This window comes from Bacillus sp. SJ-10 (assembly GCF_002843505.1).
Classification (GTDB): domain Bacteria; phylum Bacillota; class Bacilli; order Bacillales; family Bacillaceae; genus Bacillus; species Bacillus velezensis.
The window spans coordinates 424,442-439,153 of record NZ_CP025258.1; the positions used below are offsets into that span (position 1 = coordinate 424,442).

The following is a 14,712-nucleotide window of genomic DNA, read 5'->3' on the forward strand; positions in this document are numbered from 1 at the left end:
TATTCCTATTATTTTTTTGGAGGTTTCACTCATTGAATGAAAATCAATCTGCATTTAACACAGCAAAGCAAACCGCACAAAGATTGTTAAAATGTAAGAATGAACAAGAAATGATGGACTTTTTAGCTGAACAGGATGTACATACGCTCAGTCTTTTAAAGTACTATTACTCTGCTCCGGCTCTTCCTTTTCAAATGCTCATGAAGATTGCTTTTTGCTGTATAGTGATGGCGTTGATCTTCACTTCATTCTTGTTTATTCAAGTCAAAACACTCATACCTATTCCCATTTTATCTGATCTGTTGCCGGCAGTGTTTTCACTGTTTACAATCGGATGTATTGTCGCGTTTTATATGTTTTTTTCGCGCGAAAAGAAAGACCGGTTACCTGACAGCCGCTTAAGAAGAAACACTTACTCCTTCCGGGTTATAAATATGATAAATACAAATCTGGAAAAGAAATATCGTACACTGGCTTCTTTAGCGGGCGGTAAACAAAGTGATGATACACTCGAAGAAAGCATGAAGCAGATTAGCTCTTGTAAAAATGATGAAGAACTGATGAAATGTCTTGAAGAACAAGATACTGAGAAGTTATTCAAGCTGAAAAATCAGTTTTCCAAACCTGACTCCTCATTATTTGATTTTATGAAATGGATTTTTATCGGAAGCGTTATTGCTATGTTTCTGACTGCACTTTTCTCAGGTCAAGTCAGCTATGTTCATGTTCCCCGCCTGCTTCCGTATCTCCTGCTTTTTTTATTCGCCAGGGGCTTAATATATCTAATAAAACTGCTGAAACTGTACCAAAAAGGGCCTTTGCACTCCATTCCTCACTTTACAAAGAACGCTGAAAACATCCGTATCACCGGAATGATAGACTTTGTCCTCGAACAACGATACAAAGACATGATCAGTTAAAAACCCCTCTGCTTAAGGGGTTTTTTATTATGCAATTCCTTCACCCCCCTTATCAAAAAAGGCTCTTCCTCTTTGGAAATAACCGGAACACCCAATTTCGTTTTCAATATAATGAGGTAGTGGATCTGCAAAGAAAGAAGGGCGACATGATGGGTATCATTAACGGCAAAATGTTCATTGACCGATTAAATCAGCTTGGAAATGAGATTTGGCTTGATGGTGAAAAGATCGAGGGACAGATTTCTGAACATCCCGCATTTAAGGGCCTTCTGGAAACGAAGCGCTCTCTTTATGATTTGCAAACGAAACCGGATATGAAAGATCAAATGACTTACAGTCTTCCCGGTAAAAAAGAACGGGCCGGGCTTTCATACCTGCAGCCGAAAACGAAAGAAGACGTAAAAAGAAGAAGAAACATGTTCGAACATTGGGCCAGACACACGCACGGAATGATGGGACGAAGCCCGGATTATATGAATACCGTGCTGATGAGCTTCGCCTCCTCCGCCGCGCTTTTGAAAGACCGCGATCATTGTTTTCCGGAACATGTTCAAGCGCTGTACGAACGCGCTGCTGCACAGGATCTTTCTTTTACGCACACGTTTATCACCCCTCAGGTGAATCGTTCACAAATGGGTGTAAACGTATCGCCGACACCTATCTCGGCAAAAGTCGTCGATAAAAATGAAAAAGGCCTCATCATACACGGCGCCCGGATTTTAGCCACACAAGGCGGCCTGACGGATGAAGTGCTCGTGGTTTCTCTGCCTAAAATGTATTTTGAATCGGATGAAGCGTTCGCTTTTTCAATCCCTTCCAATACAAAGGGAGTAAAATTCATCTGCAGGGAATCTTTCGTACTCGGAAAATCATCGTTTGATTATCCGCTCAGCTCAAGATATGAAGAAATGGATTCTATCGTTGTATTTGATCACGTTTTGGTCCCTTGGGAACGCGTATTTTTTTATAATAATTACGAGGCGGCTTTTGATTTTAATATGAAAAGTTCTTTTAACGCCTTCGCATTTCATCAAGTTATCACGAGACAAATTGTAAAGACGGAGTTTCTCCTGGGCCTCGCCCAAACGCTTGTCGAAGCGATAGATGTGGGCGAATATCAGCATATTCAGGCTAAGATGGCTGAAATCATCACCGGTCTGGAAACGATGAAAGCCCTTTTGGAAAAGTCGGAGAATGATGCGGAAACAGATGAATGGGGTTATATGCGCCCGAGTGTCACTCCGCTTCGTGTGGTCAGCGCGGTTTTTCCCGACATCTACCCGCGCTTCACGGAAATCATTCAGCTGATCGGGGCAAGCGGAATGGTGACTTTGCCGACTGAAAAAGCGTTCCGTTCTGACATCAGAGGAGACCTTGACCAATATTTGCAGGCGGCCGAATTGAACGCTGAAGACCGGGTAAAAGTGTTCCGCCTCGCATGGGATTTGACCATGAGCCCCTTCGGAACAAGACAGACACAATATGAGCGGTACTTCTTCGGTGACCCCGTCCGCTTAACCAGCCATCTGTACAGAAGCTATCCGAAAGAAGAACAGACCGCGGTCATCAAGGAATTCCTGCACATTCATAAATAAAACAAAGCAGAGAGCGCATCTCTGCTTTTGATAGCTGGATCGGCTGCCGCCGATCCTATTTTTTATTTTGGCTGATCACCACCATCGTAATATGCGATAACGCGAAAGAGACAAGCGTGTACACAACGGCCCACCCGATAAACGAGAAATTCAATACGGTAAATGTGCATATAAGGCAAACGGCTAAAGCGGCAGCCGGCATAATGAACGCGTTTTTAAACAAATACGTTCCGGCGACTGACAAGATGATGATACAAAGCGGCAGAACACCGAACGCAAAATCCAATTCATCAATCAACAGATGCACTCCCTTCGCTTTTCTTAGTTCGGCCTAACACATCTTATGCCTGAGTACAAAATCGAGTACTTCAAATCTTTCGCGCTCCGGCTGATATTCCCTCCGGTTATTTATTCAAAAAAATGAAAACTTTCCTTAAAGCGTTTACATTCACGTCAGACTGTGATAATTTAAGAAAGCGTTATCATACACAAGTTAATGATTTTTGGATGGAGATGAGGAGAACCAGGAAACCCCGCCCTTTCACAAGGGTGATTTCTGGTTCTTTTTGTCATTTTCAAGGAAAGGAGTCATACATACATCATGATAGACGTTCAGCAAAGGGGAGGATATGATGTTTCAATTGTTCAAGCCGGCTCCGCATATTGAGAGATTGGATGATTCAAAGACGGATGCGGCCTATAAACGGCTCAGGCTGCAAGTATTTTTGGGGATTTTCATCGGGTATGCCGGGTATTATTTGCTTCGCAAAAACTTTGCCTTCGCTATTCCTTATTTTCAGGAACAAGGGTTTTCAAAAGGGGAACTCGGCTTGGTGCTTGCGGCCGTATCAATCGCTTACGGCTTCAGTAAATTTATTATGGGGATGGTGTCTGACCGCTGCAACCCGAGGTATTTCCTTGCGACAGGTCTGTTTTTGTCAGGTGTCGTAAACATTTTATTTGTTTCCATGCCATGGGTCACGTCAAGCGTGACGATTATGTTCATTTTTATGTTTATTAACGGATGGTTTCAAGGAATGGGCTGGCCGCCTTGCGGACGAACGATGGCTCATTGGTTTTCCATCAGTGAACGCGGCACGAAAATGTCGATATGGAATGTCGCCCATAACATAGGCGGAGGTATTCTCGCCCCGCTCGTGACTCTCGGCATCGCCATGTTTGTTACTTGGAAAAGCGTGTTTTTCTTTCCGGCGATTATCGCCATCGTCATTTCATTTGTGATTGTTCTTCTCGTTCGGGACACGCCGCAATCCTGCGGGCTTCCGCCGATTGAAGAATACCGGAATGACTATCCGAAACATGCGTTCAAAGACCAGGAAAAAGAGATGACGACCAAAGAAATTCTTTTCAAATACGTGCTGAATAATAAATTTCTGTGGTATATCGCATTTGCCAATGTCTTTGTTTATTTCGTTCGGTACGGTGTCGTTGACTGGGCGCCGACTTATTTGACGGAAGCGAAAGGATTCTCTCCTGAAGATTCCAGATGGTCTTATTTCCTTTATGAATATGCGGGAATTCCGGGAACGATTTTGTGCGGCTGGATCAGCGACCGGTTTTTCAAAAGCCGCCGCGCGCCGGCAGGCGTACTGTTCATGGCCGGCGTATTTATCGCTGTATTGGTCTACTGGCTTAACCCTGCCGGTCATCCGCTCATCGATAATATCGCGCTGATCAGCATCGGCTTCTTAATCTATGGACCTGTCATGCTGATCGGGCTTCAGGCCATTGACCTTGCGCCTAAAAAAGCGGCGGGAACGGCAGCCGGCTTAACCGGGTTTTTCGGCTACATCGGAGGCTCTGCTTTCGCCAACGCCATCATGGGTTATGTCGTAGACCGCTTTGACTGGAACGGCGGCTTTATCATGCTTATCTCCTCATGCGTGCTGTCCATCGTCTTCTTGGCTATGACGTGGAATACGGGCAAGCGGGCGGTGCATGTGTAAGAAAACAACATAAAAGATTAATATTTTTGCAGTACAGCATTTACAACGATTTTCTACACTAGAGACAGATATTGATTTTTAAGGGGGAAGAAAACATGCGGAAACATAAATTGTTTGCTTTGGTATTGCTTTCATTCGGTTTATTGTCATTCATCGTCACGCCTGTATCGGCGGCGGGAAAAGGAAACCTCTTGTCTCCTGACAGAATTTTGACCATTGCCCATCGCGGTGCTTCGGGGTATGTCCCGGAGCACACGATCCTTTCTTATGAAACTGCGCAAAAAATGAAGGCTGACTATATTGAGCTGGATTTACAAATGACAAAAGACGGCAAGCTGATCGTCATGCATGATGAAAAATTGGACCGCACCACAAACGGACAAGGCTGGGTGAAGGATCATACATTAGCCGAGATTCAAAAGCTCGACGCCGGCTCTTGGTTCAATAAGGCCTATCCGGAAAAAGCAAAACCGCAATACGCCGGACTTCGCGTTCCCACACTTGATGACGTGTTAAAACGGTTCGGCAGACATGCAAACTATTATATTGAAACAAAGGCGCCCGAAACATATCCGGGTATGGAAGAAAAACTGATCGCTTCACTGAAAAAATACAAATTGGCAGGTAAGCATGCGAAACTTGGACAAGTTATCATTCAGTCTTTCAGCAGGGACAGCCTTCTGAAAATCAAACAGCTCGATCCGAAACTTCCCGCCGTCCAATTGCTTGAAGCGGAACAGATGACGTCAATGACTGACACAGATTTAACGGACATTAAAACATATGCCGTCGGAATCGGACCGGATTACAAAGCGCTGAACGCTCAAAATGTCCGAAACATTCGCAGCCACGGCCTTCTGCTTCATCCTTATACCGTGAACAGCGAGGCGGACATGCGCCGTCTGCTGAATTGGGGCGTAACCGGTGTGTTTACCAACTATGCGGATATATTCCAAAAGGTTAAAAAAGAATACAAATCATAAAGCCAGCATGGGTTCGGAGATGATGCCGAACCCATGTTTTTTCGCCCGATAATGCAAACGCCAGCATGGGTTATGTAGCGGGCGGAGCATATTATTCAAGCTTACATTCACCTTTATATTAATTAAAGGTATCACTGTAATTGTGAATTACCTATGATACCTTACAAACAAAAGGATATAATTATTTATTTCTATTATCTATTTTCTTTCTTATACTATTTGTAATAGACGATAATACAAGTGATACTAAACCATAGACAACAACCCATCCCCAGAAAGATAGATTAAAAACAGTAAACATTAGTATGACAGAAACAACTATACTGACAAGCGGCATTATATACACTTTTTTGAAAATATAAGTGAATATGATCGATAAGACGATAATAGAAAGTGGTAAAATACCAAAAGCAAGATCTAGCTCATCCATTATTATTCTCCTTTGTGAATTTAATTTCCCCTTAAGTATACTCACTCAGCTGTCTAGCCATTATATTAATTACCCCATACTTCTTTGTTTTTCTTAATCATAAAAAAGTCATATTCAGAAACATGGGTATTGTTAATAATTTTTTCAAGTCCTCTGATAGGAGTAGATTTTAATTTTTTTCCGTTTTTATAAGAGTAAGAATTAATCACATATTTCCCACCCTTGCTTATTTCTAACAAGAAAATTTCAGACTCATCAAAATAAGTGAATTTTGCTTGGTTTTCAAATTTTGTTGATCTATGTAATGGGAGTTTTTTCTTCGGCTTCATACTTTTCAGATCAAAAGTATAAAGTATTGAATTAGCTGCCAAATGATACAAAGTGTCATTTTTTACAAAAAAGTTATTAGTGGAAAGAGGAATTGCCAGTTGAGAAATTTCCTCAGGGATATTATAGCTGCCTAAAGGAAAAGCCCCTTTGTACTTATTATGCTTTAAATCAATTTCTGCTACTTTGAATTGTACTTTGTTTGATTTATCCGTTTGGTTATATAGTATAAAAAAGGCTGAGCTTTTTTTAACTATTATCTGTGAATAAACACTCCAATTTTCTTCATTTAATATAGGAATTGTTGTTCCTTTCCCTACTGTAACTTTATCTTTATCTATTTTAATACCCTGAAAAGTCGGTGTTTTGATTGAAGAATCTTCATTTATCACGTAAATATATTCACCGTCATTACCGGTACTTGTATAGAAACCCGGAATAATCTTTTCATGAAATCCACTGCCGTTACCCCATCTAATTAAACTATTATAATGGTTTTCACCGACTCCTTGATTATTCAAAAAATAAAAGATATTTTCTTTTATTAAATGGCCTGATGATTGCCCATAACTTGTATGTACTTGATGTTGCATCGGGAATTTCTTAAAGCTATCACCTATCATATATACTTCTTTTTTGTCCTGTCTAACTATGTTTTTTTCATCTTGTGCAATGGTTCCAACTTCAATAGCATCTCCTTTTACAGCTGTTGCTTTTCCTTTTTCATCAATATATACAGTATAACTCCCATCTTTAGGGTAATCTATTGTAGCTGAATAATATATAGCTGCAATTTTATCATTCAAGAAATTCTTTTCTTTTTCTGTTTCAGTTTGTTTAACATCAGAAACTGTATTAGTATATTTAAAAGTTCCGATACATATAAATATACCTATTAATACTATGACCGCAATTATAATTAACCACTTAATTTTGTTCAAATATAATCTCACTCCTTAAAATAATAATGACTCCCTAAATAAACTTAGGGAGTGAAAATAATTTATCTAATTGTTTTAATAGTTTTTGTATAACCGGAATCTCTGATGTCTCTTGGATAGACGCCCATACCTTTATCTTTATCCATATCTATACCAGCCTTTAGCTTAAAAGCTGACCATAATAGTTTTGAACAGTTTTTATCACCATAATGGCTCGATTTTCTATTTGTTGCAAAATTGTATGAATAACTATCCTTCCCAACCCTGCTGTAACCCCAATTTACTGAATTATTTTTTTTAGAACTAGAAACTTTTACATTTTGAATTACAGCGTTTTTTTCGACCTTACGTTTCGAGGAAGCTATTGCACGAACACCTTTTTTAGGAACCGATTCGACAATTTGATTTCCCTTATAGTACATACCGACATGTCCATGCGGAAGCCCAAAAGTAGATGCAGGTGTATAGTAAACATTACCTTTGGAGCTGGATCCTATAATTTTTGATCCGCTATTCTTGCCCATTGTGCTCATTCTATTGCTTTTATCTTCTTCTTTATCTAGCTTTTCTTGCTTTTTTAATTCAGTTTTAATTTCCTCTAAAATCTCATTAGATGTTTTATTATCTTGTTTAACTAGATTATTAACGGAGTCAATCAATTCTTTTTTCGACAGATTCGGATTCATTTTCAATATGTAGTTTACTGTTTCTGAATTATACGAGTCCACAGCCTTAACACTCGTAAAACCTCCAAATACTAAGGGAGTAACGATGCATAATGTTGCAAAAAATTTCCGCATTTCCACACTTATTACCTCCAACTATTTGTTTATTTTTCTATATTTTAATTTATTATACAATTATTTCAAACACGACTTACGTACTGTATTTTCTCTATGGTTAATTATTTGTTTTGTCTCTAAAACTTTGACTTGAAGTACAGGAAAACGGATGAAGTTACGGAGAAGAAAGAAACACATAAAAGATTAATAGTTGCCCAACATATCTTTTACATTCATTGTTTAATATGGAAGACAGTTATTGATAAGGCGGAGAAATCATGAGAAAAAAAGAATACTGGCCTTGGTTGTTCTGTCGTTAGGCTTGCTCATTCATCGTCACGTCTGTATCGAACCCATGTTTTTTCGTCCGATCAAAAAACCTTGCGGGGACGTTACCGCAAGGTTTTTATCAATCACTACTCTTTTCCGGCAGCGGCTTCCGCCTGTCCGCCTTTTAATTGATCGTTGATTGCTTTGGCGTCTTTCAAATACTCAGTCTTGAATCCGCTCTTCAGCGCCCACGCATAGAAGGCAAGGGCAACGATTGCGATCAGCCCCATATCCCAGCCGTACGGAATGATGTTCAGACCGCCGAATTTTTCACTTCCGAGCCATGAAATGACCATCATGCTGAGCAGATAGACAACCATCCAGACGCCGCCTTTAAAGTTTCTGCGGAATCCTTTCCACTTCGCTTTCGCTTGGTAGTAGAAATAAATCGGAAGGCCGATCAAAATGATAAACAGCACCTGCCCTGTTAACGGCCAGCGCGCCCAATACAGCACGAGAGACGCGAACACGAAGCCGAGCGGTGCAACCACGCTCAGGCCTTTCAGACGGAGAGGCCGGTACAAATCCGCCGCCGTCCGCCGCAGCGTCATCACCGTCACGGGACCCGTGATATAAGAAATCAGCGTCGCAACGGAAATGATTTCAGCAAGCACGCCCCATCCTCTGAATAAAAACAAAAAGATAAACGATACGATCAGATTGAAAATCATCGCTTGGCGCGGCACGCCGTACAGCGGATGAAGCTTTCCGAAAATGCTCGGCATATATTTATTTTTTTCCATGCCGTAAATCATGCGGGACGTCGTAGCGGTATAAGTGATACCCGTTCCTGACGGAGATACGAACGCGTCCGCATAAAGAATAATGACAAGCCAGTTGATATTCAATGCGATCGCCAAATCGGCAAATGGAGAGTTGAAGTTCAGGTGACTCCAGCCGTGAACGATCATGGAAGGTTCAACCGCCCCGATAAATGCGATTTGCAATAGGACGTAAATGACGGTTGCGACCAGCAGCGAACCGACAACCGCAATCGGAATCGATTTGCCGGGATTTTTTGCTTCGCCGGCCATGTTAATCGGGCTTTGAAACCCGTTAAACGCAAATACGATACCTGATGTGGCCACCGCCGTCAGCACGCTTGCCCAGCCGTTCGGCGCAATGCTTGAACCGGATGTGAAGTTTCCGCCGTGAAAACCGGTAAACAGCAGCGCTCCGATTGTCAGCCCCGGAATAATGATTTTAAATATGGTAATCAATGAATTCGCTTTTGAAAATAAGTTAACTGTCCAAAAATTCAGTAAAAAGTAAATAATCAGTAATACGGATGCGAAGCCGAGCCCCTCTCCCGTAAGAGTGCCGTTGTGAACGAGATTGCTTGTCCATTTTGCCCATTCCCACGGCCATGAGCTCATATATTGAACAGACGCAACCGCTTCCACCGGAATAACGGAAACAATCGCAATCCAGTTTGCCCATCCTGCGATAAATCCAATAAATGATCCGTGAGAATATTGAGTATATTTTACCATTCCCCCGGCTTCCGGGAACATTGAACCCAATTCACTGTAAGAAAGTGCGATAAACAAAATAACGATCATACCGATAATCCAGGAAATAATTGCGGCAGGTCCCGCAATCTGAGCCGCCCGCCACGCCCCGAATAACCAGCCGGAGCCAATCATCGACCCAAGTCCGACCATCATGAGTGCAAACGTTCCCATTCTGCGATGTAATTGATTCATAAAGTTAACACCTTTCAATTAAAATATGACTCCAGCGCTATCATATATTTATAATATTATTCTGAAAATAGATTTGTCAATCTTTATCGCATTAAAGCGGAAAGCCAAAATTACCCTTCAGATGTTTAAACAGCCGTTAAGCGGGAATAACTACTGCAAGCCAGAAATAGAAAGGAGTTTTTATCGTGAAACAAAAACTGCTCATTTCAGGACTTGCCGTGTCGACTGTCGGAGTGACTTCCTACCTGCTCAAAGATAAATCAAACCGCCAAAAGGTGATGAACTTTATCCGCAATATGAAAACATCGCTCTCCGGGAAGCAGGATATTGAATCATTCCCCGTCAACAAAGCAGGCAACCCGCATCCCGAAGATATTGAAGATAACAAAATGGTATCCGAAGGCTCCATGTACCCGGTTCAATATTATGATGACAAGAAGAAATAATCTGTTCCCGGGCTGCCCGGCCGTATCAAACGGCGGCAGCTTTTTTATGCAGACGGCGTTTTATAGGTCCGCCAATATTGGCGCGATCCTTTCTCCCGCACAGTAATGCCCAGTTTGGATATTTCCGCTTTCAGCTCTTTCGCATCAGCCTTTTCCTCCTCTTTCAGCGCCTTTTCTCTCGCTTTTAAAAGAGCATTTGCCCCCGGCTCCAAATCCGGCGTGTCCGGCACCCACCGTTTGTATTCTTCTTTAAAAGGATCTTCCGTCCCCAGCCAGACATATCCATGCGCGCGAAACGCATCAGCCGCTTTTTCAACCGCCGGCTCAAGCTTCTCCCGAAAAAGCTCCTGTCCTTCAGTGCCTAATAAGACAAGATGCTTCTCATCCGTAAACACACCGGAAATGCTGTCTTTCGAAAACACGCTTTCTTCATTATATATGGTTAAGGACACCTCGCTGTCCGTCACGACCGCCGTAAGACATTCTTTAAAAACAGTCCGCGTCAGCCACATTCCCCCGATTAAGCCGATAACGGCGATGACAGCCGCAGCCTTCCATCCGTGAAAAGAAGCGATCATTTCCAGCGGCCCGATAACAGGCAGCCAATCCAATGTTACGGCCCATTTCGCAATGACCGGCAGAAACCATCCGATGACCAGCCCCAATAATGGCGGCACCAGAAAAACTAAAGCTTTTTCAACCGATGATAACTCAAGAACCGTCTGTTTTTTTATTTCGTTCATGTTTCTCCTCCGTCTGTTTTTTTCACAACTATCCATTATACAAAGAGTTGGATGATTCTGTAAACTGTTTCCGAAACAATAAAAAGCCTCCCGACCGCCGGGAGGCTTTTTAAAACAGGAGCTCATATACTTCATTCAATTCCATCGTGCGCTTCTCATCCTGCTCGTTCTCAGCATATTTGATTTCCTTTTCAAGCACCTGATTCAGCGCATCCATTTCCAAATCATTTAGATCTTTCACAAACTCGCCCTCATTTTCATAATGCTTCACCTGAAGCTTTTTATAAATCCTTCGGCACACATCATGCTCCAAGTGGTTCGAAAGCGACTCGCGCAAATATCCGAGTGTCCTGTCCATCATGTAAGCCCTCCCTTTTCTTTAGGAATAGCTTCCCGGAAAGAGAGAAAAACTATACATGAAAGCACCGGGCGGCTGTTTTAACTCTGTACCTGAATGGAGAAAAATCCGCTGCTTAACGGTGTGTACGGCCCGTTCAGCCCCGTTGCGGAGAAAGAGAACGTTCCTGAACTGACATAAGGAAGAGGAACACTGTAATATTTAATATAGCCTGTAACGATATTGCCGTTTTTCGTATATTCATCTTCCAGCGCTTTTGACGTAAGATTTGTAATATTCGTTCCGTTGTTAAACGCCTGGATCGTGTTATTGTTCGGATACCCTTGGAAATATACGGCTAAATAACCCGTTGTACCCTTCATCGGTTTTGATGCGCTGATTTGGTTCGGCCCGATATTTTCCCATTGGTAACTCTGACCGTCAGACGTCACACCGATAATACGGATTTGTGTTAAAGCAGGAGCCGGCGCCGCAGACGCTGATGGAGCCCACAACCCGCTCACAAGCAACAAAACAGCGGCGGCCGCCGCAAATAGCATAACGAGTCTCTTTTTCATGTTTCTTCCCCCTCTTATTCTTTTCGTAGAATCCTATACTATTTTACACGATTTACAAGGAAAAAGATTACATTTTATAAAAGAGTCCGGAACACTTTGTGAACTAGATATGAAACGCTCTTGAAACGCCGTTGATCATGAGAAAGATGCCGCAGATTCTTAACACGACTCTCGAACTTCTGTCATCTTTACCGAAGAAGGTTTTTCCGAGCCTCCCGATCCATACGTTCATTGCGGCTCCCGCGAGCAATTCTATGATTCCGATTATTTCTGCCATATACAAAGCAGCCACCCTTCTAACCGTTTTTTTTCATATGACGGTTTATCATATAAAGTGATAAGACTAATGACGCTGCACCGGCAGCAAGAAACAGGCTCAGCGGCACGATCTGCATGCTGCCTCCGCCATTGTTTTGAAATGAGCCGATCGCCCATTTTTCAGGAGTAAACAACGACAGCATCCGCATGTACTCCGGAGCCGCGTCTAAAGTGAAGAAAGCCCCTCCCAATAAACCCGTGACAGCTATAAAAACGGAAGCAAGCGACGTGAATTGCTTTTGGCTCTTCATGAACGGTATCACGGCCATCGTTACAGCAGTCAGCGCAAACGAGCAGGCCGCAAGCACCGCTCCCGCAGCAAAAACATGATCAGCAAAACGGATATGCAGCATGAATGTTCCGGCAGCGAGGATCACGATAATATGGAGAAGTCCGAAAAGATACGCCGCCGCAAACTTAGAGATTGCATATGCCGTATAGGAAACGGGCGTGCTCAGCAATCTGTCATATGTATGATTTTCTTGTTCATCTATAAATGATCGCAGGCTTTGGACTGCAACGAACCAGATAAACATCACTAAAAATCCGATAAGCCTGTCGGCTGCCTGTCCGCCTTCATAAACGTGATGGCGGTCAACATTGACGGCGGAATGATCCTGAATATCCTTCAAGAGATCAGCTGCCGCCTGCTTCCCGTCGGTGTGCAGCGTGCGGGATATCACTTTTGCATCGCGGACTATTTTTTTCAGCGCGCCCGCCTGCTGCGCAATCAGCTGCTCTGTCAAAACAGCATCACCCTTTTCTTCATTCTGAATAAATGAAACGTTCAATTCATCTCCGGAAAATAATTTTTCTTCAAAATGAGAGCCGATCAGCAATCCGAAGGAAATATCCTGATGATTAACCTTTGTTTTTAATACGTCCTCCGTGACCTTCGTGACTTTTATATGGCCGGCTGTCTGAATCATTTTCATAAATTGCGCTGAATAGGCGCTCTGATCCTTATCAGCTACATATACTTCCTTCTGCTGACTGCCATCCGCAGAAAAGGAAAAGAAATATGTGAGAAGGAGCGGGGCGGAAATCGTCGCAAAGATGGCAGCCCGATTTTGCAGCATCAGTTTCAGCTGATGTCTGATCATGAATAACAGCTGCGTCATGAAACAGCCTCCTTCCGTTTAAACACCCAGATGGTCAAACATAAAAACACGGCGCCGATGGCGGCAAGCTCTGCCAAATCCGCCAGAATACCGCTCAGACCGGCATGCTGCGTGACACTGACATAGCTGTTGATCGCTTTGCCGTTCGGTATCAGCTCCTGCACGATTTTCAAACTGTCAGGCAAGCCGTCTTTTGCGATAAAGCTTCCGCCTAAAAAACTGAATCCGTATAAAATGGGAGCCGCCATGCTTGAGACGGTCTCGTGGTTTTTTGCAGCAACCCCCCAAAGAAGCACGATACTGCCGATCGCAAATGAATAAACAATCGTAACCAGCAATATTTCAAACAAATTGCCCCATTTTACCTGATACAAGATGCTGCTTGCGATGATGACGGCAGCCATTTGCATAAGGATGGCAAGCATGATTCCCAAAAGCTTACCCGCCACATACTGGATACGTAAAACAGGCATTGATTTGATTCTGAATAACGTGTGCTGCTGTCTCTCTTCCACTATCCCGTGAATGAGCGCAAACGCGGTCATAATGGAGAACATGACGACCATTGCGATTGAATAATACTGCATCGCATCAATCGGGGCCGCGTGATTGCCGGCCGACTGTTTCGGAATGGTGACAGCCTGTTCACGTTCACCCGAAAGGCCGCTGATGATTTTGCTGGCATCTCCCTTTGACAGATGTCCCGACTTCTTCAGCACCGCTTTTTCTTCACCGATCTCCGCTTTTACTCTGGTGACAAACGAATCAGCCATCATTTCCACAATGTCTCCGTTTACAGAGCCTTGTTGGTCCGAGATGACTTTGATACTTGTTTTTTCATTGTGTTCTGCCGCTTTTGCAAAGCCTTTCGGCACGTATACAAAAACGGAGACTTTGCCGCTTTCGACAAGCTGTTTCCCTTCTTGGTAACTGCCTATGTCTTTTACACGGATGAGATCAGTTTGTTTCAGCACGTCATTCTTTAATACGTCGCCCAAAGAACTCTCCGCGTGATCCGCATTATAAAACGCAGTCTGAAATGGCTTCACTTTCGAATCGCCGTGAAAAACCGTTCCTAAAATAAAAATCATCAGTGCCGGAAACAGAATCAGTTTTATATAGAAAGACTTTGCTCCGGCCAATAACCGAAAATCTAATAAGATCAGCCTGAATAATATTTTCATGACG

16 protein-coding genes are annotated in these 14,712 nt (G+C 42.8%); 5 read left to right on the forward strand and 11 right to left on the reverse strand.

The features are described 5' to 3' along the window. Positions 1–32: 32 nt before the first annotated feature. Both CXL14_RS02105 and hpaB read left to right on the forward strand, forming a co-directional pair. Entirely contained in the window at positions 33–920 is an 888-nt protein-coding gene (locus CXL14_RS02105) for a hypothetical protein (protein WP_014416805.1), read from the forward strand. A 149-nt stretch (positions 921–1,069) separates the two neighbouring features. Further along, complete coding sequence (hpaB, locus tag CXL14_RS02110; RefSeq protein WP_032863970.1) at positions 1,070–2,515, forward strand: 4-hydroxyphenylacetate 3-monooxygenase, oxygenase component; 1,446 nt, start codon at positions 1,070–1,072, stop codon at positions 2,513–2,515. A gap of 55 nt (positions 2,516–2,570) precedes the next feature. Here hpaB and CXL14_RS02115 read toward each other — a convergent pair whose 3' ends face one another. Beyond that, entirely contained in the window at positions 2,571–2,813 is a 243-nt protein-coding gene (locus CXL14_RS02115) for a DUF2651 family protein (protein ID WP_007408994.1), read from the reverse strand. Positions 2,814–3,147: 334 nt separating this feature from the next. Between CXL14_RS02115 and glpT the strand changes: the two genes are divergently transcribed. Next, entirely contained in the window at positions 3,148–4,482 is a 1,335-nt protein-coding gene (gene glpT, locus CXL14_RS02125) for a glycerol-3-phosphate transporter (RefSeq protein WP_014416803.1), read from the forward strand. A 95-nt stretch (positions 4,483–4,577) separates the two neighbouring features. Further along, positions 4,578–5,465, forward strand: coding sequence for a glycerophosphodiester phosphodiesterase (locus CXL14_RS02130; protein ID WP_014416802.1), 888 nt, complete (start codon positions 4,578–4,580; stop codon positions 5,463–5,465). Between the two features lie 181 nt (positions 5,466–5,646). Here CXL14_RS02130 and CXL14_RS02135 read toward each other — a convergent pair whose 3' ends face one another. From CXL14_RS02135 to CXL14_RS02150, 4 genes are all read right to left on the reverse strand, one after another. Beyond that, positions 5,647–5,895 (reverse strand): DUF2651 family protein, encoded by a 249-nt coding sequence (locus tag CXL14_RS02135; protein ID WP_014720665.1) that lies wholly within the window; start codon positions 5,893–5,895, stop codon positions 5,647–5,649. Positions 5,896–5,960: 65 nt separating this feature from the next. After that, the gene (locus CXL14_RS02140; protein ID WP_101287645.1) at positions 5,961–7,163 is read right to left on the reverse strand and encodes a hypothetical protein; all 1,203 of its coding nucleotides are present in this window, start codon (positions 7,161–7,163) and stop codon (positions 5,961–5,963) included. 62 nt (positions 7,164–7,225) lie between these two features. Continuing rightward, a complete protein-coding gene (locus CXL14_RS02145; RefSeq protein WP_014720664.1) occupies positions 7,226–7,963 on the reverse strand; it encodes a hypothetical protein in 738 nt (245 codons plus the stop codon). A gap of 398 nt (positions 7,964–8,361) precedes the next feature. Further along, a complete protein-coding gene (locus CXL14_RS02150) occupies positions 8,362–9,981 on the reverse strand; it encodes a glutamate/serine transporter AimA (RefSeq protein WP_014416799.1) in 1,620 nt (539 codons plus the stop codon). A 185-nt stretch (positions 9,982–10,166) separates the two neighbouring features. On the opposite strand from CXL14_RS02150, the gene CXL14_RS02155 reads away from it, so the two are divergent. Next, positions 10,167–10,427 (forward strand): hypothetical protein, encoded by a 261-nt coding sequence (locus CXL14_RS02155; RefSeq protein WP_003156732.1) that lies wholly within the window; start codon positions 10,167–10,169, stop codon positions 10,425–10,427. 44 nt (positions 10,428–10,471) lie between these two features. On the opposite strand, the gene CXL14_RS02160 is transcribed toward CXL14_RS02155, so the two are convergent. The 6 genes from CXL14_RS02160 to CXL14_RS02185 form a co-directional block, all read right to left on the reverse strand. Beyond that, entirely contained in the window at positions 10,472–11,170 is a 699-nt protein-coding gene (locus CXL14_RS02160; RefSeq protein ID WP_053285454.1) for a YqeB family protein, read from the reverse strand. Positions 11,171–11,279: 109 nt separating this feature from the next. After that, on the reverse strand, positions 11,280–11,528 hold the full coding sequence (locus CXL14_RS02165) for a sigma-G-dependent sporulation-specific acid-soluble spore protein CsgA (RefSeq protein ID WP_025650163.1): 249 nt from the start codon (positions 11,526–11,528) through the stop codon (positions 11,280–11,282). A gap of 80 nt (positions 11,529–11,608) precedes the next feature. Beyond that, on the reverse strand, positions 11,609–12,085 hold the full coding sequence (locus CXL14_RS02170) for a DUF4879 domain-containing protein (protein ID WP_014416796.1): 477 nt from the start codon (positions 12,083–12,085) through the stop codon (positions 11,609–11,611). 103 nt (positions 12,086–12,188) lie between these two features. Continuing rightward, positions 12,189–12,368, reverse strand: a complete 180-nt coding sequence (locus CXL14_RS02175; protein ID WP_017419310.1) for a hypothetical protein — start codon at positions 12,366–12,368, stop codon at positions 12,189–12,191. A 13-nt stretch (positions 12,369–12,381) separates the two neighbouring features. Then, positions 12,382–13,524 carry an ABC transporter permease gene (locus CXL14_RS02180; protein WP_014416794.1) on the reverse strand — a complete coding sequence of 381 codons (1,143 nt, stop codon included), beginning with the start codon at positions 13,522–13,524 and terminating at the stop codon, positions 12,382–12,384. Further along, positions 13,521–14,708 carry an ABC transporter permease gene (locus CXL14_RS02185; protein ID WP_014416793.1) on the reverse strand — a complete coding sequence of 396 codons (1,188 nt, stop codon included), beginning with the start codon at positions 14,706–14,708 and terminating at the stop codon, positions 13,521–13,523. Before CXL14_RS02185 ends, CXL14_RS02180 begins: the two co-directional genes overlap by 4 nt. Positions 14,709–14,712 lie beyond the last annotated feature (4 nt).